At 62.6% G+C, this 22,064-nt stretch carries 22 protein-coding genes, 1 tRNA gene and 1 riboswitch; of the genes, 12 read left to right on the top strand and 11 right to left on the bottom strand.

Annotated features, from left to right (window positions below):
* Window positions 1-15 precede the first annotated feature (15 nt).
* The 3 genes from F3H95_RS04535 (at window position 16) to F3H95_RS04545 (ending at window position 3,203) form a co-directional block, all read left to right on the top strand.
* Window positions 16-945 (top strand): sulfite exporter TauE/SafE family protein, encoded by a 930-nt coding sequence (locus F3H95_RS04535; RefSeq protein ID WP_149745049.1) that lies wholly within the window; start codon window positions 16-18, stop codon window positions 943-945.
* Window positions 942-1,757: a TIGR02186 family protein gene (locus tag F3H95_RS04540; protein ID WP_149745050.1), complete on the top strand. Its 816-nt coding sequence runs from the start codon at window positions 942-944 to the stop codon at window positions 1,755-1,757. The genes F3H95_RS04535 and F3H95_RS04540 overlap by 4 nt, the downstream gene beginning before the upstream one ends.
* Before the next feature lie 135 nt (window positions 1,758-1,892).
* Window positions 1,893-3,203, top strand: coding sequence for a histidine-type phosphatase (locus tag F3H95_RS04545; RefSeq protein WP_142880390.1), 1,311 nt, complete (start codon window positions 1,893-1,895; stop codon window positions 3,201-3,203).
* Window positions 3,204-3,266: 63 nt separating this feature from the next.
* Here the strand turns inward: F3H95_RS04545 and pdeM are convergent, their stop codons facing one another.
* Together pdeM and F3H95_RS04555 are read right to left on the bottom strand one after the other, a co-directional pair.
* The gene (gene pdeM, locus F3H95_RS04550) at window positions 3,267-3,995 is read right to left on the bottom strand and encodes a ligase-associated DNA damage response endonuclease PdeM (protein ID WP_149745051.1); all 729 of its coding nucleotides are present in this window, start codon (window positions 3,993-3,995) and stop codon (window positions 3,267-3,269) included.
* A 203-nt stretch (window positions 3,996-4,198) separates the two neighbouring features.
* On the bottom strand, window positions 4,199-6,721 hold the full coding sequence (locus F3H95_RS04555) for a ligase-associated DNA damage response DEXH box helicase (protein ID WP_149745052.1): 2,523 nt from the start codon (window positions 6,719-6,721) through the stop codon (window positions 4,199-4,201).
* A 94-nt stretch (window positions 6,722-6,815) separates the two neighbouring features.
* Between F3H95_RS04555 and F3H95_RS04560 the strand changes: the two genes are divergently transcribed.
* Window positions 6,816-7,322 (top strand): Rrf2 family transcriptional regulator, encoded by a 507-nt coding sequence (locus tag F3H95_RS04560; RefSeq protein ID WP_149745053.1) that lies wholly within the window; start codon window positions 6,816-6,818, stop codon window positions 7,320-7,322.
* Window positions 7,323-7,350: 28 nt separating this feature from the next.
* Complete coding sequence (locus tag F3H95_RS04565) at window positions 7,351-7,812, top strand: carboxymuconolactone decarboxylase family protein (protein WP_149745054.1); 462 nt, start codon at window positions 7,351-7,353, stop codon at window positions 7,810-7,812.
* Window positions 7,813-7,881: 69 nt separating this feature from the next.
* Here the strand turns inward: F3H95_RS04565 and F3H95_RS04570 are convergent, their stop codons facing one another.
* From F3H95_RS04570 to F3H95_RS04580, 3 genes are all read right to left on the bottom strand, one after another.
* A complete protein-coding gene (locus F3H95_RS04570; RefSeq protein ID WP_143127093.1) occupies window positions 7,882-8,298 on the bottom strand; it encodes a hypothetical protein in 417 nt (138 codons plus the stop codon).
* Window positions 8,299-8,665: 367 nt separating this feature from the next.
* Complete coding sequence (locus tag F3H95_RS04575; RefSeq protein WP_149745055.1) at window positions 8,666-9,307, bottom strand: YitT family protein; 642 nt, start codon at window positions 9,305-9,307, stop codon at window positions 8,666-8,668.
* Between the two features lie 94 nt (window positions 9,308-9,401).
* Complete coding sequence (locus F3H95_RS04580) at window positions 9,402-10,337, bottom strand: methyltransferase domain-containing protein (protein ID WP_149745056.1); 936 nt, start codon at window positions 10,335-10,337, stop codon at window positions 9,402-9,404.
* A 148-nt stretch (window positions 10,338-10,485) separates the two neighbouring features.
* On the opposite strand from F3H95_RS04580, the gene F3H95_RS27690 reads away from it, so the two are divergent.
* On the top strand, window positions 10,486-10,752 hold the full coding sequence (locus F3H95_RS27690; protein ID WP_143127097.1) for a DUF6460 domain-containing protein: 267 nt from the start codon (window positions 10,486-10,488) through the stop codon (window positions 10,750-10,752).
* Entirely contained in the window at window positions 10,752-11,246 is a 495-nt protein-coding gene (locus tag F3H95_RS04590; RefSeq protein WP_149745057.1) for a CAP domain-containing protein, read from the top strand. The genes F3H95_RS27690 and F3H95_RS04590 overlap by 1 nt, the downstream gene beginning before the upstream one ends.
* A gap of 343 nt (window positions 11,247-11,589) precedes the next feature.
* On the opposite strand, the gene F3H95_RS04595 is transcribed toward F3H95_RS04590, so the two are convergent.
* Both F3H95_RS04595 and F3H95_RS04600 read right to left on the bottom strand, forming a co-directional pair.
* Entirely contained in the window at window positions 11,590-12,672 is a 1,083-nt protein-coding gene (locus tag F3H95_RS04595; RefSeq protein ID WP_143127089.1) for a quinone-dependent dihydroorotate dehydrogenase, read from the bottom strand.
* Window positions 12,672-13,016 carry a DUF952 domain-containing protein gene (locus tag F3H95_RS04600; protein ID WP_244617866.1) on the bottom strand — a complete coding sequence of 115 codons (345 nt, stop codon included), beginning with the start codon at window positions 13,014-13,016 and terminating at the stop codon, window positions 12,672-12,674. The genes F3H95_RS04595 and F3H95_RS04600 overlap by 1 nt, the downstream gene beginning before the upstream one ends.
* A 155-nt stretch (window positions 13,017-13,171) precedes the next feature.
* On the opposite strand from F3H95_RS04600, the gene F3H95_RS04605 reads away from it, so the two are divergent.
* The 3 genes from F3H95_RS04605 to F3H95_RS04615 all read left to right on the top strand — a co-directional run bounded on the left by F3H95_RS04605 (window position 13,172) and on the right by F3H95_RS04615 (window position 15,280).
* Window positions 13,172-13,558, top strand: a complete 387-nt coding sequence (locus F3H95_RS04605; protein ID WP_244617884.1) for a hypothetical protein — start codon at window positions 13,172-13,174, stop codon at window positions 13,556-13,558.
* A gap of 130 nt (window positions 13,559-13,688) precedes the next feature.
* Window positions 13,689-14,336: a response regulator transcription factor gene (locus F3H95_RS04610; RefSeq protein WP_143127086.1), complete on the top strand. Its 648-nt coding sequence runs from the start codon at window positions 13,689-13,691 to the stop codon at window positions 14,334-14,336.
* 275 nt (window positions 14,337-14,611) lie between these two features.
* A complete protein-coding gene (locus F3H95_RS04615) occupies window positions 14,612-15,280 on the top strand; it encodes a helix-turn-helix transcriptional regulator (protein WP_149745060.1) in 669 nt (222 codons plus the stop codon).
* A gap of 84 nt (window positions 15,281-15,364) precedes the next feature.
* Here the strand turns inward: F3H95_RS04615 and F3H95_RS04620 are convergent, their stop codons facing one another.
* The gene (locus F3H95_RS04620) at window positions 15,365-16,174 is read right to left on the bottom strand and encodes a transporter substrate-binding domain-containing protein (RefSeq protein ID WP_244617885.1); all 810 of its coding nucleotides are present in this window, start codon (window positions 16,172-16,174) and stop codon (window positions 15,365-15,367) included.
* Between the two features lie 129 nt (window positions 16,175-16,303).
* Here F3H95_RS04620 and F3H95_RS04625 point away from each other — a divergent pair, with 129 nt between their 5' ends.
* Window positions 16,304-18,253: a glycosyltransferase family 2 protein gene (locus F3H95_RS04625; RefSeq protein ID WP_244617867.1), complete on the top strand. Its 1,950-nt coding sequence runs from the start codon at window positions 16,304-16,306 to the stop codon at window positions 18,251-18,253.
* A gap of 9 nt (window positions 18,254-18,262) precedes the next feature.
* On the opposite strand, the gene F3H95_RS04630 is transcribed toward F3H95_RS04625, so the two are convergent.
* The gene (locus F3H95_RS04630) at window positions 18,263-19,252 is read right to left on the bottom strand and encodes a glycosyltransferase family 10 (RefSeq protein WP_188134290.1); all 990 of its coding nucleotides are present in this window, start codon (window positions 19,250-19,252) and stop codon (window positions 18,263-18,265) included.
* A gap of 236 nt (window positions 19,253-19,488) precedes the next feature.
* On the opposite strand from F3H95_RS04630, the gene F3H95_RS04635 reads away from it, so the two are divergent.
* Window positions 19,489-20,556 (top strand): glycosyltransferase family 4 protein, encoded by a 1,068-nt coding sequence (locus tag F3H95_RS04635; protein ID WP_149745063.1) that lies wholly within the window; start codon window positions 19,489-19,491, stop codon window positions 20,554-20,556.
* A 68-nt stretch (window positions 20,557-20,624) separates the two neighbouring features.
* Here F3H95_RS04635 and F3H95_RS04640 read toward each other — a convergent pair.
* Window positions 20,625-20,698, bottom strand: a tRNA-Gly gene (locus F3H95_RS04640).
* 76 nt (window positions 20,699-20,774) lie between these two features.
* A complete protein-coding gene (locus F3H95_RS04645; protein ID WP_143127081.1) occupies window positions 20,775-21,869 on the bottom strand; it encodes a 2'-deoxycytidine 5'-triphosphate deaminase in 1,095 nt (364 codons plus the stop codon).
* 72 nt (window positions 21,870-21,941) lie between these two features.
* A riboswitch (SAM riboswitch) is annotated at window positions 21,942-22,020 on the top strand.
* Window positions 22,021-22,064 lie beyond the last annotated feature (44 nt).

The following is a 22,064-nucleotide window of genomic DNA, read 5'->3' on the forward strand; positions in this document are numbered from 1 at the left end:
GTTCGAGAGGCGCCCGTGACTGTCTATCTGCCGATTGCAGAGCTGTCGGTGAACATCTTCATCATTCTCGGCATGGGCGCGGCCGTCGGCTTCCTGTCTGGCATGTTCGGTGTCGGCGGCGGTTTCCTGATCACGCCGCTTCTGATCTTCTACAACATCCCCCCCGTCGTGGCCGTCGCCACCGGGGCAAACCAGGTGGTGGCTTCCTCCGTTTCCGGTGCCATCAGCCATTTCCGGCGCGGCACGCTGGACATGAAGCTCGGCTCGGTACTGCTGGTCGGCGGTCTGGCCGGGGCTTCCGCGGGTGTATGGATCTTCTCCTGGCTGCGACGGGTCGGCCAGCTGGATCTGATCATCTCCCTGCTCTACGTGGCCTTCCTCGGTACGATCGGAAGCCTGATGCTGGCCGAAAGCCTGCGCGCCATGCGCCGTGCGGCCCGCAACGAACCCATGCCGCTGCGGCGTCCGGGCCAGCACAACTGGGTGCACCGCCTGCCGCTCAAGATGCGCTTCAAGAAATCGAAGCTCTATCTGTCGGCCATTCCGGTGGTGGCGCTCGGCTTCGGCATCGGCATCCTCACATCTGTCATGGGGGTCGGCGGCGGCTTCATCATGGTGCCGGCGATGATCTATCTCCTGCGCATCCCGACCAGCGTCGTGGTCGGCACCTCGCTGTTCCAGATCATCTTCGTCACCGCCTACACGACCATCGTACAGGCGGCCACCAACTATTCGGTCGATATCGTGCTCGCCAGCATCCTGATGATCGCCGGCGTCATCGGTGCGCAATACGGGGTGCGGGTGGGGCAGAAGCTGCGTGGCGAGCAGTTGCGCGCGCTTCTCGGCCTGCTGGTGCTGGCGGTCGGCCTGCGTCTGGCGGTGGACCTCGTCGTGACGCCTGCCGATCTCTATTCGCTCTCCATCGGAGGCTTTGCCAGCCGATGAGGATGCCTGTTGTCCCCTGCCTTTTCGCGCTCCTGTTGACCGGTCTCTGCAACGCCCTGCCGGCGGCCGCCCAGGTGCCGCTCGGCACAGGGCCGTCCTCCATACGGGAAGGACTGGAGATCGGCACCTCCACCAGCGAGATCGCCATCACCTCGGAATTCCGCGGTGCGGACCTTACCGTGTTCGGCGCGCTGACCAATGCGGACGAGCTTTTTCTCGCCATTGGCCAGTATGACGTGGTGGTCACGCTGGAGGGGCCGCGCGATGCGGCGACCGTGCGACGCAAGGAACGCGTCTTCGGCATCTGGATGAACACCCAGTCGGTAACCTTCGAGCAGGTGCCGGAATCCTATTCCATGGCCAGTACGCGACCGCTGGAGGATATTCCCCGATCCCCCTCGGCACCGCGCATGGCCGTCGGCATCGAGCATCTGGCACTCTCGCCGATCGGCTATGTCGGCAATGCCCTCTCGGTCGCGGAATTCCGCGAGGCCTATCGACGCCTGAAGCTGTCGGGCGGGCTCTACCAGCGCGATACGGCCGGGGTGCGCTTTGTCAGCCCGAGCCTATTTCGCGCCACGCTGCGCCTGCCCGCCAATGTGCCCGACGGGGTGCATGTGGTGCACGCCTATCTGTTCAAGAGCGGCGAACTGATCCTGCAGCGCGACCTGCCGTTGCGCGTGGTCAAGACGGGTCTTGAGCAGACGATCACGGATGCCGCGCACCAGCAGCCGCTGCTGTATGGTCTGGTCTCGGTTCTGATCGCCCTCGTGACCGGCTGGGGTGCGAGCGTGCTGTTTCGCAGGGAGTAAGAAAGCCCCCTCTTCAGCACACTGTCGCACCGGCATAATATCGTCTTCCTACAGTCCTGATCCGGACAGGCGCGAGCGACCGGTCTGCCGTTCGCACCTCGCCTGTTCGCCACCGTCATCACCCGCGGAGCCCCGATGTCACGCGCAACCCTTCTTCTGGCCGCCTGTCTTGCCCTTTTCGACGGGGGCGTCGCCAGCGCCGCAAACTTTACCGTCGACAAGCATGTCTCGATCATGCGCCACGGCGTTCGCCCGCCGACGAACAGCCGCAAGCTTGCGATCTACCAGCGCAACGACTGGCCGTTCTGGGATGTCGCGGACGGCATGCTGACGACGCATGGCGCCGCCGTGACCCAGCGTCTGGCGACCTGGCAGGTGGCGATGCTGCGACAGAAGGGACTTGTCCCCACCGAAGGCTGCCCGACAGCGGGCAACGTGTTCGCCTGGGGCAATGGCGCGGTCCAGCGTACACTTGATACCGGAAACGTGCTGCTGGAGAACATGTTTCCCGGCTGCGGCCTGACGGTCGGCCACAACGAGACGAAATACATCGATCCACTCTACGACACCGCCAGCACGCCCTACGGTGCTGTTGATCCGGAAAAGGCCAGCAAGGCCATTCTTGAAGCTGCCGGTGGCGATCTGAATGCGCTGAAGGCCAAGGCCGAACCGCTGATGAAGGAACTGGATGCCATCACCGAGTGCGAGGGAAAAAGCAATCCCTGCTCGATGGTCAACCGCCCCTGGACGATCGACGTCGCGCCGGCAAAGGGCGCCATTCCCGCCATCGTCTCGGTGAAAGGACCGATCGCCGATGCGGGAACGCTGGTCGAGCTGTTCATGCTGGAATATGCCAATGGCTTCCCCATGCGGCAGGTCGCTTTCGGCAAGCTGAAGGGGGCAGACGACATCATTCGCCTCTCGGCGCTACGCCAGATGAAGTACGACATCGGCAATCGCGTTCCGTATCTTGCCGCGCGCGACGCCTCCAGCTTCTTCAATCAGGTCCTGCTGTCGCTGGCGCAGGAGCCCGGCAAAAGGTCCGACGACCAGCCGGGACCACCGAATGCCCGCTTCGTTCTGTTCATGGCCAGCGACACGCAGCAGGCGGAGGTGGCGGCCATGCTCGGCATTCACTGGCATATTCCGCCCTATCTCGATGACGAAACGCCGCCGAACGGCGCCCTGACCTTCGAGCGGCTGCATGACGACAAGGGCAGAGCCTATGTCCGGCTGGGCTTTACCGCGCCGACACTGGACCAGATCCGCAGCGCCTCGCATCTCAATGCCGCATCGCCGCCGGTTCAGGCGGATATCGCGGTACCGGGCTGCGAAAGCGAGAGCATCAACGGCGCCTGCCCGCTGGACCGCTTCCTGCAGATCGCCCGCGCCACGCTCGACATGGACGCCGTCATTGACCAGGACTACCGCCCTCCCATCAGATAGGGCCGGTCGAGGCGTCCTGTCCCACAATGCGGCAACCACTCGGGCACCTTTGCCGGCGCCGCGTCAACCGATCAGGCTGCCGAAGCGCACGGAATAGATCCGGTCGCGCCCAAGAAGATGGGCAATCAGGTCGTTGCGGTCGAACAGGCCGTGCATGGCCTTGTGCTTGAGATCGAGCCCGCCGGTCAGAACGCCAAAGGCCGGCATCACCAGCCGCTTTCCATCGGTTGCAAAGCAGGCACGCCGCACATAGCGGCCGCGCCGGCTGACGGTGGCGGAAGGGTGCAGATGTCCCGCTACCTCGCCTCGGCCGGAAATCAGGCTGGGCTCATGGCGAAAGACGAGGCCGGAAAGCGCAAGCTCATCCGCCGAGCGGCCGGGCAGATCGAACACGCCATCCGGATCGTGATTGCCGTTGACCCAGATGAAGTCGCGGCCGGAAGCGAGCGCGCGGATCATCGCGCGGAATTCCTCCGGCATCAGCTGCGAACCGCGCCGGTCGTGAAAATTGTCACCGAGCGAGATGACGGTCTTCGGGTCGTAGCGGGCAATCACCGCCGACAGAAGATTGAGCGTCGCAAGCGTATCATAGGGCGGCAGCATCATGCCGCGCCGTGCCAAGGCGGCGCCCTTTTCCAGATGCAGATCCGAGACGACCAGACATTCCTCCGCCGGCAGATAGAGCGCGCCCAGCGGATCGCAGAGGGCCGCAACGCCGTTCACACGGATCTCGGCGCCGGAAACCGGGGGCTGAATGTCTGCGGCGGAGAGCGCCAGTCTGTGGTTCATCATCGTCGTTTACATCTTGCCGATCGCAGTCTCATGCGGGCGCTTGTTCTCGTTTGTCGGTTCTGGAAAACCGGTTTCAACGCTTGCCTGCCCCACTCTCATCGCCCCTCACCCCGCCGACGCTGACGCATATCCCCTTCGTCCCGACGGTGAGAAGGTGCCGGCAAGCGGATGAGGGGGACGCGTCGATCGAAGCCAGACCTTGGTTACCCCATCGCCTCAGCAATCAGCTCGTCCGCCGCCTCCTCCAGCACCAGATCCTGCCCCTCGCCCACCACCGGCTCGCGGCCGATCTCCAGCATGACGGGTACGGCGAGCGGCGAGACCCTGTCCAGCCCGCGATGAATCACATGCCCTTTGATTCGCGCCAGCATAGCGCCAAGCCGGCCGATGTCCAAAAGTCCCGATGCCGCATCGCGACGCGTTGCCTCGAGCAGGATGTGATCCGGTTCATGGCTGCGCAGCACGTCATAGATCAGGTCGGTGGAGACGGTGACCTGCCGGCCGGTTTTTTCCTTGCCCGGATGGCGACGCTCGATCAGGCCGGAAATCACCGCGCAATAGCGGAACGAGCGCTTCAGCATGTAGGATTCGGCAAGCCAGGCTTCGAGATCGTCGCCCAGCATGTCCTCGTCGAACAGCTCGGAAAGCGAAAGCTGCCCGCGGACGATCATGTCACCCATATCGTTCAGCGACCAGATCGCCAGCGCATAGTCATTGGCCACGAAACCGAGCGGCCGGGCGCCGGCCCGTTCCAGCCGCCGGGTCAGCAGCATGCCGAGCGTCTGGTGCGCCAGCCGTCCCTCGAAACAATAGGCGACGAGGAAGAAGCGGTTGCCGCGTGGAAAGGTCTCGATCAGCAGTTCGTCGCGCTTCGGCAGCATCGACTTCTGCTTCTGGATCGCCAGCCATTCCCGCACCTGCTCGGGCAGGACGGACCAGCGGGAGGGATCGGCCAGCATGACCCGCACCTGATCGGCGAGATAGGTGGAAAGCGGAAACTTGCCGCCGGCATAGGCCGGGATCTTCGGATCCATCGAAAAGGCATTGGTGACGAGGCATTCGTTTTCCCGGATGCCCTCGAAACGCAAGACCTTGCCGGAAAACAGGAAGGTATCGCCCTGCACCAGCTGTTCGAGGAAATATTCCTCGACCTTGCCGAGCGACAGGCCGCCACGCCCGAGCGACCCCAACTGGTTGCGCTTCACCAGCCTGACGTTGAGTTCCGTATCCTCGACAATGGTGCCGAGGTTCATGCGGTATTGCTGGGCGATCTGCGGATTGGAGACCCGCCAGCGCCCCTCTTTCGTCCGGCGAATCTTGGCATAGCGCTCATAGGTGCGCAGCGCATAGCCGCCGGTCGCGACGAAATCGACGATGCGCTCGAACATCTCCCAGCTGAGCCCGGCATAGGGCGAAGCGCTCGTCACCTCCTCATAGAGGGACAGTGCGTCGAAGGGCTCGGCGCAGGCCATGCCGAGCACATGCTGGGCCAGCACATCGAGCGCGCCCTCGCCGACCGGCGGTGTGTCCTGGGCGCCGAGATAGTTGGCATCGAGCGCCGCCTGGCATTCCATCACCTCGAAACGGTTGGCGGGCACCAGAATGGCCTTCGACGGCTCGTCCATGCGGTGATTGGACCGGCCGATGCGCTGGGCAAGACGCGAGGCGCCCTTCGGCGCCCCGACATGCACGACGAGATCCACATCGCCCCAGTCCAGTCCCATGTCGAGCGTCGAGGTGGCAACGACAGCACGCAGCCGGTTGGCGCTCATGGCCGCCTCCACCTTGCGGCGCTGGCTGACATCGAGCGAGCCGTGATGCAGCGCAATCGGCAGACTGTCCTCGTTGATCGTCCAGAGTTCCTGAAACAGAAGCTCGGCCTGGAAGCGCGTGTTGACGAAGATCAGTGTCGTCCTGTGCTTGCGGATCTCCTCATAGACCGCAGGAATGGCATAGGTCGCCACATGGCCCGACCAAGGAATGCGCTCCCCGCTCGTCATGATCGAGATATCGGGCGCCGCACCGCCGGTGACATGCACGAGACCGGCCGGCGGGGCCGGCTTCTCGCCCTGCGGCACCAGCCAGCGCTGCAGGTCCAGGGGATCGGAGACGGTCGCCGACAGGCCGATGGTGCGCAGGCCCGGCGCGTGTTTCCGCAGCCGCGCAAGCCCCAGCGACAGCAGATGACCGCGCTTGGAGGTGACGAGCGAGTGCAACTCGTCCAGCACCACATAGCGCAGATCCTTGAAGAAGCGTTCCGCCTCGCCATTCGCCAGAAGCAGGGCAAGCTGTTCCGGCGTGGTCAGGAGAATGTCCGGTGGGTTGAGCTTCTGGCGCTGCCGCTTGGATTGCGGCGTGTCGCCCGTGCGGTTCTCGATGGAAACCGGCAGGTCCATCTCGGAGACGGGCTTCATCAGATTGCGCTCGATATCGACCGCCAGCGCCTTCAGGGGTGAAATGTAGAGCGTGTGAACCCCGACGAAGGGAGAGCCGGGCGCAGCCTTGCCGCGGCGGGTAAGATCGGTCAGCGAGGGCAGGAAGCCGGCCAGCGTCTTGCCGGCGCCGGTCGGCGCGATCAGCAGCATGTTCTCGCCGGACGTCGCCCGCGCCAGCAGTTCCATCTGGTGCACACGCGGCGCCCATCCCTTCTCCGCGAACCATTTCTGAAAGGGTCGCGGCAGGAGATCGGGCAGGCTGTTTGCGGCGTCGGCGAAATTCGTATCCACGCGCCCCAAGGTAATGGGTGACGGGCGAATGAGAAGAGGCTTGACGGCAAAACTAATCACGGATAAATTTTATCCATGATTAGGAGAAAACGACATGAAGCTGGGTGACGGCGTGGAACAGGCTATTCACTGCGTTGGCCTGCTCAGCGGAGTCGAGGGAGAAGGCGTACTCTCGGCCGCGGCACTGGCAGAGTTTCACGGCGTCTCGACGAGTTACCTGCTGAAGCATCTGCAGGCGCTCTCGGGTGCAGGCCTGCTGGAAACGGTGCCGGGGCCGAAGGGCGGCTATCGGCTCGCCAAATCGCCGGCGGACATCAGCCTTCTCGATATCGTGCTTGCCGTCGAAGGCCCGCAGCCGGCCTTTCGCTGCGCCGAAATACGCCAGCAGGGACCGAACCCCTTGCCGAGCCGCTACTTCACGAAACCCTGCGGCATCAATGCCGCCATGCTGAAGGCGGAACGCGCCTACCGCGCGGAACTCGCGAAAGTTTCCATGGCCGATATCCTCAGGGAGTTGGCCGCGGAGGACGATGGAGGCATTGCCGAGCGTGGCTGTCTCTTCCTGCAAAACAATCAACGCGCCGCAAGCCGGAAAGGCTGAGGGTCACAGCCACACAGGAGATCACCGCATGCAACCCCGCATCAATTTCGCCAAGGCCGCTCCGGATGCCTATCAAGCCGTTGCCGGCCTGGAAAAATACATTCAGACCTGCGGCCTCGAACGCCGTGTCATCCATCTGATCAAGCTGCGCGCTTCCATCATCAACGGCTGCGGTTTCTGTGTCGACAAGCATGTCAAGGAAGCCCGCCATGACGGGCTGTCCGAACAATGGATCAACCTGATGAGCGTCTGGTGGGAATCGCCCGTCTATGACGACAAGGAACGGGCGCTCCTCCACTGGGTAGACGCGGTCACGAAGATTGCCGAGACCGGCATCCCGGACAGCGCCTATGCGCCGCTCCGCGACCATTTCACCGACGAGGAACTGGTCAAGCTGACCATTGCGATCGGCTTGATCAATCTCTGGAACCGGCTGGCCGTCGGTTTCCGCTCGCAGCATCCACTCGACACGCCGGCACAGGCCGCCTGACGGGCCGGACGACGCCGTGCAGCGGGCAGGCATGCGCAAGCCCGCCGCACGGATACAAGACGAACCGCTCTACTTCAGAACATCGATCTTCACCGCGGCATCGCCGATCCGCCCATCCTGGGCCGACATCCTGAATTTCAGATCGTCCTCGCCCACATAGCCCGGGTTCGGCGTGTAATAGCCAACCATCATGTCCACCTTGACGGTGCGACACTTCTTGTAGTCGCCACGCGCCGCGGCCGGGAAACGCTTCTCGTTGACGAAGACGAGCTTGCCATGCTTCGGCGGTGTCAGCACGTAGATCTGCGGAACCCCGGCAGAGGAGCAGTCCGGAGCCAGCTTCCAGAAATTGCCGATGAAGGTTTTCTCGCCGGATACGACCTTCTTGTGAATGGCATAGGTTGCCACTCCATCGGGGCCCGCTGTCACACACCCTGCCAGGCTTGTGCACACCATGATTGCTGCCGCTGCACGTCGCATCTTCATCGCTCCTCCAGAGGTCCGGTCGGACACTTGCGAAAACTCCGGATCGACGACAGGCCGACCCATGACTTCAGGCGTCAGGAGGAGAGTATGCGCAAGGTTCATTCAAAGCAAAATTGCGTGATAACGGTAATAAAAAATCAGATAGAGCGAGAGTAAAACGTATAGATGAATATGACATCAGCGTCATTGCGCGACGCGTGCATTAGAAATCAATCACGCAGGAAAATTGATACGAGCTCATCGGATGATGGAAACATCCACCGGCAGAAAAAGACAAGATCAACGCACGCTATACCTGTCCTTGCGTTGATTGGTGGCACGCGTCAGCTGAAGGCCCGCAAGCCGACCGGCGTCTTGGCCGCTCCCATCAGCGCACCACGATATAGCGATCCGAGCGATGGTTGATCGCCAGGAACAGGTTGAGGATCACCGCGCCGAGGATCGACCAGGCCACGGTTTGCCAGTCAAGCACCAGGAAGGCCGAGGCCATTACGCCGGTATCGAAGGCAAGCTGGATCAGGCCGGCCTGGATGCCGAAGCGTTCCTGGATGTAGATGGCGAGAATGCCGACCCCGCCGAGGCTTGCCCGGTGCCGGTAGAGCGCCAGCAGCCCGTAGCCCAGCAGCAGCCCGCCCATCAGCGCACCCCAGAAGGGATGCAGGTAATCGATCAGCAGGAAGCGCTTTTCCACCTCGGTGATGACAGAGACGAGGCCGATGGCGATGAAGGTCTTGCCGGAAAAGGCGAACCCCAGCCGCTTGAAAGAGAGGTAGTAGAACGGCAGATTGACGAGGAAGAACAGCAGGCCGAACGATATGTTGAAGGTGTAGTGCACCAGAAAGGCGACGCCTGCGGTACCGCCCGTCAGCAGGCCGACGCGATTGAGAAAGTAGAAGCCGAGGGCGGAGACCAGCGCGCCGGTCAGGAGGCCCTGACTGTCCTCCAGCAGCGTATGCTGCGAGGGATCGGCACTGTAGAAGCCAAGCGTCTTCTTCTGCGACAAGACCATGTTCCCCTGCTGTTTTGCCGGGATTGTGCATCGCAAAACAACTGCCTTCAAGATGGGACAGCAGGTCTGACCGAAAAGGCAAGAAATCAACCGGTCAGGCGGTCAGGCGGGCAAGAAACAGAATGCCGAACACCGGTTTCCCGGCATCCATGCGAATGTCGGTCTTCATGAGATCGAGGAGCGTGAAGCCGGAGCCGGACAGAAGGCCCCGCACATAGTCTTGCGAATGGGCATACCGCAGCGAGGGCTGCAGGCAAAAGCCTTCCGCCGCCGCGCCGCCATCCTCCACCGAGAAGGCAAACAGACCACCGGGTTTCAAAAGATCGCGCGCGAGCACAAAGGGCATGTCGAGCCGGCCGAGATACATCAGGACGTCGGCCGCACAGACCAGATCGGCGCGGCCACGCGGCAGGCCTTCGGCAAACAGGCTGCCGGCCGCCTCCGGCACGGAGAGATCCGCCTGTCCGAGATGATGATAGATGCCCTTCTCATCGGCCTTGGCCAGCATGTTGGCCGAGAGATCGAAGCCTTCCAGGCGGCCGGTCACCGCCGCCACCTCGACGCCGAACAGGCCGGTGCCACAGCCGAGATCCACCGCGAGATCGAAGGGCGCATGCGGCGCGACCATGGCATGGAGCTTCTGCGGCACGCTGTAGTTCAGCTTCTCGACCAGCGCCGTCTCGAAACGGTCGGCATAGTCGTCGAACAGGCCCTCGACATAGGCGGAGGGCGGTGCATCGGGCGTCGGGGCAGCGCCCAGCAGTGCAAGCTTGAGGTCCGCGCCGAACAGGCCGCTGCGATCCTGTTCGGCCACCTGTCGGAAGGCCTCGACGGCAGCGGCCGGCAAGCCCGCCTTGTCACGATAATCGCCAAGCAGAAACCAGCCCGCAGTCCAGCCGGGCACGATCTCCAGCGCCTGCTCGATCAGTTCGGCGGCGGCCGCAGGGTCGCCCGCCTCCGCCAGCATGCGGGCATAATCGGCGCGGCGGTCGGCGATCACGTCGCCGGACGAGAACTGAAGGGGCGTCATGGATTTCGATGTTCCGGAGGTATGTGCGCTTCTGGACGAAGCCACAAAAAAACACAAGTTCTATCGCATGCCGCAGTGCAGAATGCTTGCGGGCACAGCATGCCAAACCTATGTCTTGCTCCGCACCAACGAACCGAGGACGAACGGCATGGCCGATGAGGTGAACAGGTTTCTGGGCGACAGCCCCGCGCGAACGATCGTGAAGCTGATCGTGGTGTCACTCATCGTCGGCTTTGTCATGACGGTGTTTGACGTGCGGCCCTGGGATGTGTTCTACGGCATCCGGGATTTCGTTCTTGACCTGTGGCACAGAGGCTTCAAAGCGCTGGGTGCCGTGGGCGATTACCTCGTGGTGGGTGCCACCATCGTTATCCCGGCCTTCGTGATCCTGCGCATTCTGAGCTATCGACGCTGATGACCCTTGCCCATGCCCCTTATTCCCGTCGCGGCCTGCTGCTCCTCTCCGGCGGCGCGCTTGCAACCCTTGCCGGCTGCTCGGTCACGCCGCGGATCGTGCCGGTAGATGGCGCGACCGACGATACGCGGGGCGCACTGCCGCTCGTCAATGCGCTGAGGGCAAAACACGGTCTGCCGCCGGTTGCTGCCAGCAGCCCGACCGGTCGTGCCGCCGCCGAACAGGCCGTGCGGATGGCGCGCGCCAACCAGATGAGCCACCTGATCGGCCTCGGCGACGATTTCGGCGTGCGCATGAAGCGTAACGGCGTGCCTCTGCCGGCCGCCGAAAACATTGCAAGCGGGCAGGCCGACGTCACGGCCGCCGTACAGGCCTGGATCAACTCGCCGAAGCATCTGGAAAACATGCTGGGCAGCTACCGGATGATGGGTGTTGCCATGGCGCGCTCGCCCTCGACGACGCGCACCTACTGGGCCATGGTGCTTTCGGCCTGATCTTTCTTTGAGGCCGCAATACCCTTCACCATCAGAAACCTAATGGACACCGGCACAGGGGCCCTGCATAGGCGGGACCGGTGCTGCCTTCGACGCATCACGGCTTCCAGCGACATCCATCCGCCTTACCGGACGAGAACGTCCGCTGCCCATATCGCGCCACGAAGCATAAAGGCCGACGCCAGAAGCATCAAGATGACGAATGATGGTCTTCTAATACAATTTTGCATTGAAACCACGCGCCCACGAAAAAACAAACAGGAAAACCCCTAGATTTTCATGGAACGCAAGTCAAGACATGACGCAATATTCAAATTTGCGCCTCTATATTATGCTAATTTCATTATAATGCTTCGGAGGCCCATTTTTCCGTTGCGGTGGACTTGACCTCGAGGATCGAAGACAGGCCGAGCCTGCTCACCTCGTCGCGAAGACCGCGGACGATGTCGGCCGCCAGGCCCGGGCCGCGATAGACCATGCAGGAATACAGCTGCACCAGATCGGCGCCCGCACGGATTTTTTCGATCGCCGTCGCGGCCGACGAAACGCCGCCAACGCCGACGATCGGCAGATCCGGCCCCAGACGCTTGCGCATGCGGGCCAGCACGATGGTGGAGCGACGGAAGACGGGCTTTCCGGAAAGGCCGCCGGCCTCACCTGCCTGCCTTGCATCCTTCAGTCCGTCGCGCGACAGCGTGGTGTTGGACACGATCAGGCCGTCGAGCGGATGCGCAAGCACTTCGGCGGCGATGTCATCCATGCCCTCCTCCGTGAGGTCGGGCGCGATTTTCAGGAAGACCGGAACATTGCGGCCCTGCCTTGCCGTCTCCGCATCACGCGCGGCAAGAACCGCCGACAGGAGCGCAGCGAGACTTTCGCGCGCCTGCAGGTCGCGCAGGCCGGGCGTATTGGGCGAGGAGATGTTGACCGTGAAATAGCGGGCAACGCCGGCGAAGCGATGGATGCCGGCGACATAATCGGCAATACGATCCGCGCTGTCCTTGTTGGCACCGATATTGACACCGATGATGCCCGTCGTCTTCAAGGCCGACAGGCGGCTGAGGGCCGCCTCATGCCCCTCGTTGTTGAAGCCGAGACGGTTGATGACGCCTTCATCCTCCACCAGACGGAAAATGCGCGGGCGCGGATTGCCAGCCTGCGGCTTCGGCGTCAGCGTGCCGACCTCGGTAAAGCCGAAGCCCAGCCGCAGCATTGCCTCCGGAACCTCGGCATTCTTGTCATAGCCGGCGGCCAGACCGACCGGATTGGGAAAATCAAGGCCTGCAACGCGCACCCGCAGACGCTCGTCCTGCGGTACGCTGCAGGACGGCACGAAACCCGTTTTCAGGGCAGCGATCGAAAGCCCATGCGCCGTTTCCGGGTCGAGAGTGAAGAGCGGGGCGCGCAGCAGATCGAAAACGGACATCAGGAAAGCTCCGGAAACTGGTGGGTACCATCGGGCAAGAGCGGCAGCGGCCTTTCCCACAGCACCGCACCGAGCGGCAGGGTGCCATACAGGTGCGGAAAGAGGGCGCCGCCCCGCGACGGTTCGAAGACAAGCCTTTCGCCGAGCGTTGCTGTATCGACGGCCACGAGCAGCAGGCCGTTCTGCCCGGCGAAATGGCGGGCGGCAGTCTCGATGACCTGGCTCGCCGTGGAAAAATGGATGAAGCCATCGGCATGATCGACGGGCGCGCCGGCAAAAACGCCGGCCTTTCTGGCCTCCTGCCATAAATCGTCCGCTACGATCTTGTATATGATGCTGCTCAACGGCTGCTCCTCTGCGTCTGGAGACGCTGAGGCTTTGCCGCAAACCGCAGCCATTGTCCATGCCGCCCGCCGAGCATCGCAGCGATATGGATGCGGTTTCACCTCGTTCAAGAGGAAGGACACACGCGATGCGCGCAGGAATATTTGCCTTGAGCATGCTTCTTGCTGCCGGCCTCTCACCGGCAGCGGCGCAGCAGCCACTCCGCCCGGCAGCCGATAGCGCGCCCCGCTATCAGCTGGAACGCACCGACCACGGCTTCATCCGGCTGGACCGCCAGACGGGCGCCGTCAGTGCCTGCCGCGAGGAGACGACCGGCCTCACCTGCCGGCTGGCGGCCGACGAACGCGCGGCCTGGGAGCAGGAGATCGACCGGCTGGACAAGCGCATCGCCGCGCTGGAGCAGAAGATCGGCGCCCGCACCGCGCCCACCGAGACGGAGATCGAGCAGTCTCTCTCCATCATGGAGCGTTTCCTGCGCCGCTTCATGGACATGATCGAAGAGTTTCGCGGACACGAGACGCCACAGCCCGATCGCACCTGACATCCGCACGCACGACATGGCCGCACGCCAGTTTACACCCCCTGAAACTTAGACTTGTTTCGCAGTTAATGCAGGACTAAGAATATAAACGGGTAGGAAGCAGACTATGCCCTTGGGAGGGGGTGTGGACATGCAGGAACTGACAATCATCATTGCGGACGATCATCCCCTGTTTCGCGGCGCCCTTTGCCAGGCCCTAAGCGGAATTGCCGAACAGCCGCGTCTGATCGAGGCCGGAACCTTCGATGCTGCAAGACAGGCAGCCGAAACCCACCCGGAGGCGGATCTCATGCTGCTGGACCTTGCCATGCCGGGCGTCAGCGGCTTTTCCGGCCTGATGTCGCTGCGTGCCGAAGTGCAGAGCCTGCCCATCATCATCGTTTCGGCCAGCGACGATGCTGCGACCATCCGGCGTGCGATTGAACTTGGCGCATCCGGCTTCATCTCCAAATCCTCCGGCCTGGATGATATCCGCAGCGCCATTCGCACCGTGCTGGACGGCGGCGTCTGGACGCCCACCGATTATGCGCCGCTGCAGGACGAAGATCCCGCGCTCGCCGACCTGATGGAGCGGCTGAGAACATTGACGCCGCAGCAGAGCCGCGTGCTCTCCATGCTGGCCGAAGGTCTTCTCAACAAGCAGATCGCCTATGAACTCGGTGTGTCCGAGGCCACCATCAAGGCCCATGTCTCCGCGATCCTTCTCAAGCTCAATGTCGACAGCCGCACCCAGGCCGTGATCAAGCTGGGCAAGATCAACATGGCGCTTGTGGCCTGACGCGGGAACCGCAGGCAAAGAAGGATTTTATTCCTTTGCCGCTTTACTCCACCTCAAGCATTCACTAAAACTAGGGTTCCCGGACGCCTAACGTCGGAACCGTCGAAACACCCGCATATTCGGCAGGCAGCCCGAGCGCCTGTGCGAAGCAGGACGAGAGCATCCTGTGGGCTGCTCTCTTGCCGATGGTGCAGACAAGCATGGCCGGCCGGGCCGGTTTTGCGCCCCTGCATGGCGTAAAAGGTGCCGGACAGAGGCTGGGAGCACGAACGGCAATGTTGTCGCACGAATCGATCTGGAAGGCGCTTGATACGCTGGCGGAACGGCACGACATGACCGCATCCGGACTCGCGCGGCGCGCCGGGCTTGACCCCACCTCCTTCAACAAGTCCAAGCGGCACGGACCGGACGGACGTCTGCGCTGGCCCTCGACGGAATCACTCGCCAAGGTGCTGGAGGCGACCGGCGTTTCGCTCGATCAGTTCATGAGCTACATGCCGCAGGCAATGACGCCGCGGACCGGCCTGCCGGAAGGATCGTTTCCGCCACAGGCCAGCGCCATTCCGCTGCTGGGCTTTGCCCAGGCCGGCGCCGGCGGCTTCTTCGATGATGGCGGCTTTCCTGCGGGCCAGGGCTGGGACGTGGTGGATTTCCCGACAGATCCCGGCCGCAAGGCCGGCGTCTATGCGCTGGAGGTGCAGGGCGATTCCATGCTGCCGCTCTACCGCGACGGTGACCGGCTGATCGTGGAGCCCGGCGCCCAGATCCGGCGCGGCGACCGTGTCGTTCTCAAGACCCGCGAAGGCGAAGTCATGGCCAAGGTGCTGCTACGCCAGAGCGCCCGGACGATCGAACTCGGCTCGCTGAACCCATCCCACCCCAATCGCAGCTTCGAAATGGCGGATGTGGAATGGATCGCCCGGATCATCTGGGCCAGCCAGTAGAGCCGGTTCCCGGACGGAGGTGTTCCGGCTCTCAGGTCGCCGCGGTCCATCAGGAGAACAATCGGCCGTCAGGCGATTGTCGAATTAGTAGAAGCCGTTCGGGAAATAGCGCAGGTAGATATCCTGCAGGCGGCCCTTGCGGGCCAGCTGCGCCAGCGCATAATCGAAGGCCTCCGCCAGTTGCGGCGTGTTCTTGCGCGTCATCAGCATCAGGCCTTCGCCAAGGAAGCGCTCGGAGAGGTAGGGGCCGTCATAGAGGGCACAGCATTGTCCGGATGCCTCTCCGGCAACCCAGAAGGGCAGACGCAGGCCATCGGAAAAGGCGGCATCGATCGTCTTCGCCTTCAGTGCGTCCAGCATGGCAGACTGATCCGCAAAGGGGACCGCCCGCAACTTTGGAAAGAAGCTCGCCAGCATTGCCTGATGCACGGTATCCTTCACGACGCCGACGGAGCGCCCCGCCAGCGCATCTGCCGCCTTGCCCTTGAGGTCCACCTCCCGATTGCGCGCGAAGCGGGCAGGAATGGTGATGTAGGGCCGGGAGAAGGCAAAACGCTCGCGCAGGGCCGGCGTCACGGCAATGCCGGCGGCAACGGCCTCTCCTTCCCCCGCGTCCAGCGCCGCTTCCAGATCCGCAAAGGGGATTGCCTGGACCTGGCACTTGGCCTCGATCGCCAGTTCCCGGCAGATCTCCCGCACGAGATCCAGATGAAATCCGGACAACCGACCAGTCTGGTCCACAAAGCTGAAGGGCGGGAAATCGACCGTGGTCAACACCCGAAGACGCGGCAAGGTGGACAGATCCGGGCGCCCCAGCCGCTCGTCTGCATCGAACAGAACAGGCATTTCAGACGTCTGCGCCCGCGCAACGGGCGCCCCGGCCATCAAGATCATCGCAAGGAGCAAGAGAATATTTTGCATCTTTTGCGAGAAACCCTCAGTTTTGCCAGGTGAAACCATTGCGTGTCTGATTATGATCATGATGGGGATATGGGCGCAACTCTTGCGGTATGGTGTATCAGCTTGAGTGAGACGGGGGAATATCCGCCCACGATGGCGGAATTGCGCAAACTGGTGCAGGCACAGCGGGGATGGCGACATATCCTGGATGCCGGTCAGGAGGACGACACGGAAGCTTCCGTGCTGGTGACGCTGGGCTTTTCAGCCCTGCGCATTGCGGAATTGGCGGCGGACGCAGCGGAGAACGGTACGACCATCGAAGCAGAGCTTCTGCACACGGGCGAACTCACCGAACAGGCTTATTATCGCCGGATTGCGCACTTCTTCCGGCTGCCCTTCCTGGAGCATATCGACCCTGCGACGGTGATGGACCTGGATGGCCTCGATACGCAGCTTTGCCAGCCCTTGCAGGTGCGGATGATCTTCCCGAACCGGGCCCCGCAGATTGCGATGGTGCCGCGGGCGGAAAAGCTGCCGGAGTTCGCCGCTCTTCTGGCAAAGAAGCCTGAACTGCGCGATGGTCTGGTGATTACCACACCATCCGTGCTGCGGGCGGCCGTGTGGGAGGCGGGATCAGCCCGACGGGTACGCAAGGCTGCCACCGAGCTGTTCGATACGCAGCCGCATCTCTCCGCTCGCGTCATCACCACGGGCAGCCAGGGCCTGGTCGTCGGCAGCTTTGTCACCGCGCTGGTGGCGGTCTGCATTGCCGCACCAGACCGAATGCTGCCGCTGCTGCATGGCATCATCGCGATCCTCTATTTTTCCTGTCTGGCACTGCGCATGCTCGCGATCATCGAGCAGCGGCACCAGAGACGAAAGGGAACCGTTGTCGCGCTACCGCCGGAGACATCCCTGCCGGTCTATTCGGTGATGGTCGCGATCTATCGCGAAGCGGACATGGTGCCGCAACTGATCGCCAGCCTGCAGCGGCTGGAATGGCCGCGCTCGCGGCTCGATATCAAGATCGTGTGCGAACGGGACGACAGCGAAACCCTGGCGGCGCTTGCCGCGCTGGAACTGCCACCGCATTTCGAAGTGGTGAAGGTTCCACCCTACCATCCACGCACCAAACCGAAGGCGCTGGCCTATGCGCTCAGCGCAGCGCGCGGCGAATTTCTCGCGATCTACGACGCAGAAGACCGGCCGCACCCCGGCCAGTTGAAAGAGGCCTATCGGCGCTTCCGCACCAGCGGACCGGAGCTTGCCTGCCTGCAGGCCCCGCTGATCATCTCGAATGTCGACGAGAACCACATCAGCGCGCTGTTTGCCATGGAATATGCCGCACTGTTTCGCGGTCTGCTGCCGATGCTGGCCCGATATCGCATGCCGCTGCCGCTCGGCGGCACCTCCAACCATTTCCGTACCGCCGTGCTGCGCCAGGTGGGTGGCTGGGACCCGTTCAACGTGACGGAGGATGCCGATCTCGGCCTCAGGCTCTACCGTCTCGGCTATCGGTCGGAAACACTGCGCTGCCAGACCCTGGAGGAAGCGCCGATCGCCCGCAGCGTCTGGATCGGCCAGCGCACCCGCTGGTTCAAGGGCTGGCTGCAGACCTGGCTGGTCATGACGCGACACCCCCTGTTGACGACAAGGCAGATGGGCTGGCGTGCCATGCTGGTCTTCCACCTGCTGATCGGCGGCATGCTGTTTTCCGCACTGATGCATCCTTTGATCGTGGTGCTGTTCCTCAAGGCCGTGCTGCTGCTCGTCCAGACCCCTCTCAGCGACATTGCCACCCTCACCCTCGGCCTGATGCTGATGGACGGCCTCAATGTCGTTGCAAGCTATCTCGTCTTCCTCGGCCTCGGCATGGGCTCGATGATCGGACTTGAAAAGCTGAAGGTGGGGAGACGCTGGATCGCCGTCCCCATGCACTGGATGATGAGTTCCTATGCTGCCTGGCGGGCAGTGAACGAGTTGCGCACCAACCCGTTCTTCTGGAAGAAGACACCGCATAGGCCGGCCAGAGGGCGCGCACCGGAACCGGTCAACAACCAGACCGGAAGATGACAGCGATGATCAGCGGTTGCGCATCGCCTTGCGCCAGGCCTTGCGCTTCATGTTGAGCTTGCTGAACCAGGAACGCTGGCGGGGTTCGTTGCGACGGAGATAGACCGGTGCATAGCCATACCGCGTACGGCGACGGGCCTCCTCCGGCGCCTGATGAAAGATGTGGTTAATGAAATCGGCAAGCTGCTGTCGGCGCAATGAGGGATCGTTGCCCTCGGCGAAGACCGGTTCGTTCAGCATGGCCACCATGCGTTGCGGATCGCGCGCCAGTTCCATGACATGTGCAATGCAGCTGTCATCATCCGGGAAATCATGACGGTTGACGAAGGCGCGCGGATTGAAATCGAGCGCCACGAGCGGATTGCCCCAATAGATCGGAATGCAGCGCGCCGCAAAGGCATGGAAGATCTTTTCCGTCGTATAACCGGGGGTACCGGAATTCTCGAAGGCGATCGCGAAGTTGAAATCACCCATCACCTTCAGCTTGGCAGGCACCGGCTTCAGCCCGGTCATGCGCGCAAAACTGTCATCGTTGCGCAGGTGGCGGCCCATCGAATTGACCGGCCGATGCCGAGACAGATGATGGAAGAAGCCGTCTCGCACGGGATCGGCCCGTCCATTGGAATAGATGAAGGTGCAGAACCCGCGTCCTTCGACAAGGCGTGCATCCACCGGCGCACGGTCCCGCACCTGCTCCGCCAGCGCCAGATCCTCCAGATAAAAGGGATGGCGCAGATAGCGGTCGCCAAAGGACATGTGGTCGAAGCCGATGCCGTAATCACAGACATTGAAATCGGGCCGGACATTCTCCCCGGTGTAGAACACCCGCACGCAGTCATAGGTGCGGTGCACCGTATCGAAACAGGAATAGAACAGGACGTCAGGGCTTTTCGGATCAAGCACGACCTCGACATCACCGGAGCGGCCCTCCAGCAGAAAGAGGTCTTCCGGCTTGAAGTCCGGCCAGAAATCCGTGTACCACACTCGCACTGTCTTCATCGCCGTACCCTGTTCGTAGCGCCCGCCTGCTTCGCTCTTAGTGGCTTCGCGCGGGTTTACAAGCGCTTTTGCAGATATGGAGAGCCAGCCCCCTGCGTCCGGACAGAGCATGGCAGGTCCATGCCGCAGCTTTCGCCGGTACAAGGCCAGCTTGCTGTCGCGGCCAGGCGGATGATAAGTGGACAACCGAGAACTGTGCCGCTCGGCGGCTGGACTGTTGCAGAACGGAACGTGTCTTGATCATCGGCTTCAATGCAGACGAGATTTGCGAACGCGGCACGTCGGTGGCGCTGTTGGACTACGCCTTGGGCAACGAGCAACTGCTTGGAAACCGCAGCATCGTTTTCTACAATCAGGGTGCGAGGACCAATGTGGCAGAAGCCATCGCCAGATTTGCGGCGCAGGTCGAACTCGTTCCTTATGCAGACCACGGAAACCTGCACCGGCTTCTCCTTGCGGGGCAGGTGGACGCGCTCTACACCATCAAGGGCGGCGGGCGCGACGGTGTCGATTTCACGGATGTGCCGACCATGGTGCATGCCGTTTTCCCGACGTGGCCCTCGGAAATCCACGGACGCTCCTATGTCTACGTCTCACCCTGGCTGGCCCGCTTTTGCCGGGGACATGCCGGCCAGAGCGTGCCGCACATCGTTCATGCACCCCATCTGACCGATGATCTCAGGGCCGAGCTTGGCCTTTCCAGCGAGGCAACGGTGTTCGGCTGCTATGGAGGCGCGCCCAGTTTCGACATCGATTTCGTGAAGGATCAGGTGATCCCGCAGGTTCTCGATCAACGGCAGGACATCCACTTCCTGTTCATGAACATCACGCCGTTCATTCGTCACCCACGCGTGTTCTTCCTTCCCGGCACAACCAACGTGGACGCCAAGACGCGTTTCATTGCCACCACCGACGCCATGCTGCATGCGCGCAAGCGTGGGGAAACCTTTGGCCTGGCCTGTGCGGAATTCTTCGCGGCGGGACGCAAGGTCATCACCTATGCGCTGAGCCGCGAGAAGGCGCATATCGATCATCTCGGCGCCGATGCGCTGCTCTATCGCAATCCGGGCGAACTCAGGCATATCCTCATGTCCTTCGACCGCACGATGCGCGCCGATCCCACCGCGTTTCTCGCCGCCCACACGCCACATGCGGTCATGGCCGAATTCCGGGAGAAGCTGATTGCCCCGGCGCTGGCCGCAGACAGCCAGCCACTGAGCCTGTCGGGCGTGCCGGCACGCATGGCCAACACGATCTACTACATGCGTCGCAAGGGAATCCTGCCCACGCCGAAAGCGCAATAAAAACCAGATCGTCAGCATCGGGCCGACACGGTCTTGCGAAAAGCACTCTGGAAAAACATTCAGGAAAATGGAGCGGGTGAAGGGAATCGAACCCTCGTATTCAGCTTGGGAAGCTGCTGCTCTACCATTGAGCTACACCCGCGACGCGAAGCAGACCTAGCATCTGGCTTTCGTCCCATCAAGAGCAAAGCGCCGGCCAGAGGCGGGTCCGGCACGCCTCAGCCGCGAAAATGCTTCGACAGCTTCAGGCCCTGTGCCTGATAGTTGGAACCGAGGCCGGAGCCGTAGAGCGCATCCGGCCGCTCCTGCATGTGCTCATAGACGAGACGACCGACGATCTGGCCGTGTTCGAGGATGAAGGGCACCTCGTGGCTTCTCACTTCCAGCACCGCGCGTGCGCCCGACCCGCCGACGGCGGCATGACCGAAACCCGGATCGAAGAAACCGGCATAATGCACGCGGAACTCGCCGACCAGCGGGTCATAGGGCGTCATCTCGGCCGCATAGAGCGGCGGCACATGCACCGCCTCGCGTGACACCAGAATGTAGAACTCGTCCGGATCGAGGATCAGCTCGTCGCGGCCGCGGCTGTAGAGCGGCTCCCAGAAATCGAGCACGTCATGGTCGGCCTTGCGATCGACGTCGATAACAGAGGTGTGGTGCTTGCCGCGATAGCCGATCAACCCGTCAGGACCGGTGCCCTTCAGATCGATGGACAGCGCAATGCCGCCGCCGGATACGTTCGGCCGCTCGCTCGCCACCAGCATTTCCGCTTCGTGCAGCGCCAGAACCTCGGCTTCTGTCAGCAGCGCATGGCCGGTGCGGAAGCGGATCTGCGACAGGCGCGAGCCGCGCCGCACGATGACCGGGAAGGTGCGCGGCGAGATTTCGAGATAGAGCGGACCGCGATAGCCGGCCGGGATCTTGTCGAATTCCTGGGCGCGATCCACCATCACGCGGGTGAAGATGTCGAGGCGACCGGTGGAGCTTTTCGGATTGGTGGAGGCGGAAAGATCGGCCGGCAGATCGAGGCTTTCCATCAGTGGCACGATGTAGACGCAGCCCGTTTCCAGCACAGCGCCGTGTTCGAGGTCGATTTCGTGCAGCGTCAGCCGCTCCAGCTTGTCGGCCACGCTGTGGTTCGGGCCGGGCATGAAGCTGGCACGCACGCGCAGCGCCTTGGAACCGAGCCTGAGATCCAGGCTCGCAGGCTGGATCTGGTCGCCATCCAGCGCGGCCTCGGATTTCAGCCTGCCGTCTGCGAAAAGAGCGCCGATGGCGCGATCTGCCAGAATGCCCGCGTTGCGTTTCATTGACCCTATCCTTCAATCGCGCGACAAAAGCAAAAGCAGGCAATTGACGCAAGCGCTTCACGGGCGTATGCGAACTTATCCCGTGGTGATTTGGCCGGTCGGCTTGCAGCCACGTTAAACAAGTGGCTAAAAGGACCGGGTGCGAAACCGGTCTGCTTTGCGACCGGTTTTTTTTGTTACGAAGTGGTGACACGC

Source organism: Rhizobium sp. RU35A (genome assembly GCF_900156005.1).
GTDB lineage: Bacteria > Pseudomonadota > Alphaproteobacteria > Rhizobiales > Rhizobiaceae > Neorhizobium > Neorhizobium straminoryzae.

What these genes read in the sequence shown, in the direction of transcription:
- F3H95_RS04575 (WP_149745055.1), bottom strand. Translation starts at nt 9,307, where the DNA reads ATGGTCTTGTCGCAGAAGAAGACGCTTGGCTTCTACAGTGCCGATCCC.
- F3H95_RS04645 (WP_143127081.1), bottom strand. Translation starts at nt 21,869, where the DNA reads ATGAAACGCAACGCGGGCATTCTGGCAGATCGCGCCATCGGCGCTCTT.
- F3H95_RS04545 (WP_142880390.1), top strand. Translation starts at nt 1,893, where the DNA reads ATGTCACGCGCAACCCTTCTTCTGGCCGCCTGTCTTGCCCTTTTCGAC.
- F3H95_RS04570 (WP_143127093.1), bottom strand. Translation starts at nt 8,298, where the DNA reads ATGAAGATGCGACGTGCAGCGGCAGCAATCATGGTGTGCACAAGCCTG.
- F3H95_RS04540 (WP_149745050.1), top strand. Translation starts at nt 942, where the DNA reads ATGAGGATGCCTGTTGTCCCCTGCCTTTTCGCGCTCCTGTTGACCGGT.
- F3H95_RS04595 (WP_143127089.1), bottom strand. Translation starts at nt 12,672, where the DNA reads ATGTCCGTTTTCGATCTGCTGCGCGCCCCGCTCTTCACTCTCGACCCG.
- F3H95_RS04615 (WP_149745060.1), top strand. Translation starts at nt 14,612, where the DNA reads ATGTTGTCGCACGAATCGATCTGGAAGGCGCTTGATACGCTGGCGGAA.
- F3H95_RS04605 (WP_244617884.1), top strand. Translation starts at nt 13,172, where the DNA reads ATGCTTCTTGCTGCCGGCCTCTCACCGGCAGCGGCGCAGCAGCCACTC.
- F3H95_RS04630 (WP_188134290.1), bottom strand. Translation starts at nt 19,252, where the DNA reads ATGAAGACAGTGCGAGTGTGGTACACGGATTTCTGGCCGGACTTCAAG.
- F3H95_RS27690 (WP_143127097.1), top strand. Translation starts at nt 10,486, where the DNA reads ATGGCCGATGAGGTGAACAGGTTTCTGGGCGACAGCCCCGCGCGAACG.
- F3H95_RS04610 (WP_143127086.1), top strand. Translation starts at nt 13,689, where the DNA reads ATGCAGGAACTGACAATCATCATTGCGGACGATCATCCCCTGTTTCGC.
- F3H95_RS04580 (WP_149745056.1), bottom strand. Translation starts at nt 10,337, where the DNA reads ATGACGCCCCTTCAGTTCTCGTCCGGCGACGTGATCGCCGACCGCCGC.
- F3H95_RS04590 (WP_149745057.1), top strand. Translation starts at nt 10,752, where the DNA reads ATGACCCTTGCCCATGCCCCTTATTCCCGTCGCGGCCTGCTGCTCCTC.
- F3H95_RS04560 (WP_149745053.1), top strand. Translation starts at nt 6,816, where the DNA reads ATGAAGCTGGGTGACGGCGTGGAACAGGCTATTCACTGCGTTGGCCTG.
- pdeM (WP_149745051.1), bottom strand. Translation starts at nt 3,995, where the DNA reads ATGATGAACCACAGACTGGCGCTCTCCGCCGCAGACATTCAGCCCCCG.
- F3H95_RS04620 (WP_244617885.1), bottom strand. Translation starts at nt 16,174, where the DNA reads ATGATCTTGATGGCCGGGGCGCCCGTTGCGCGGGCGCAGACGTCTGAA.
- F3H95_RS04565 (WP_149745054.1), top strand. Translation starts at nt 7,351, where the DNA reads ATGCAACCCCGCATCAATTTCGCCAAGGCCGCTCCGGATGCCTATCAA.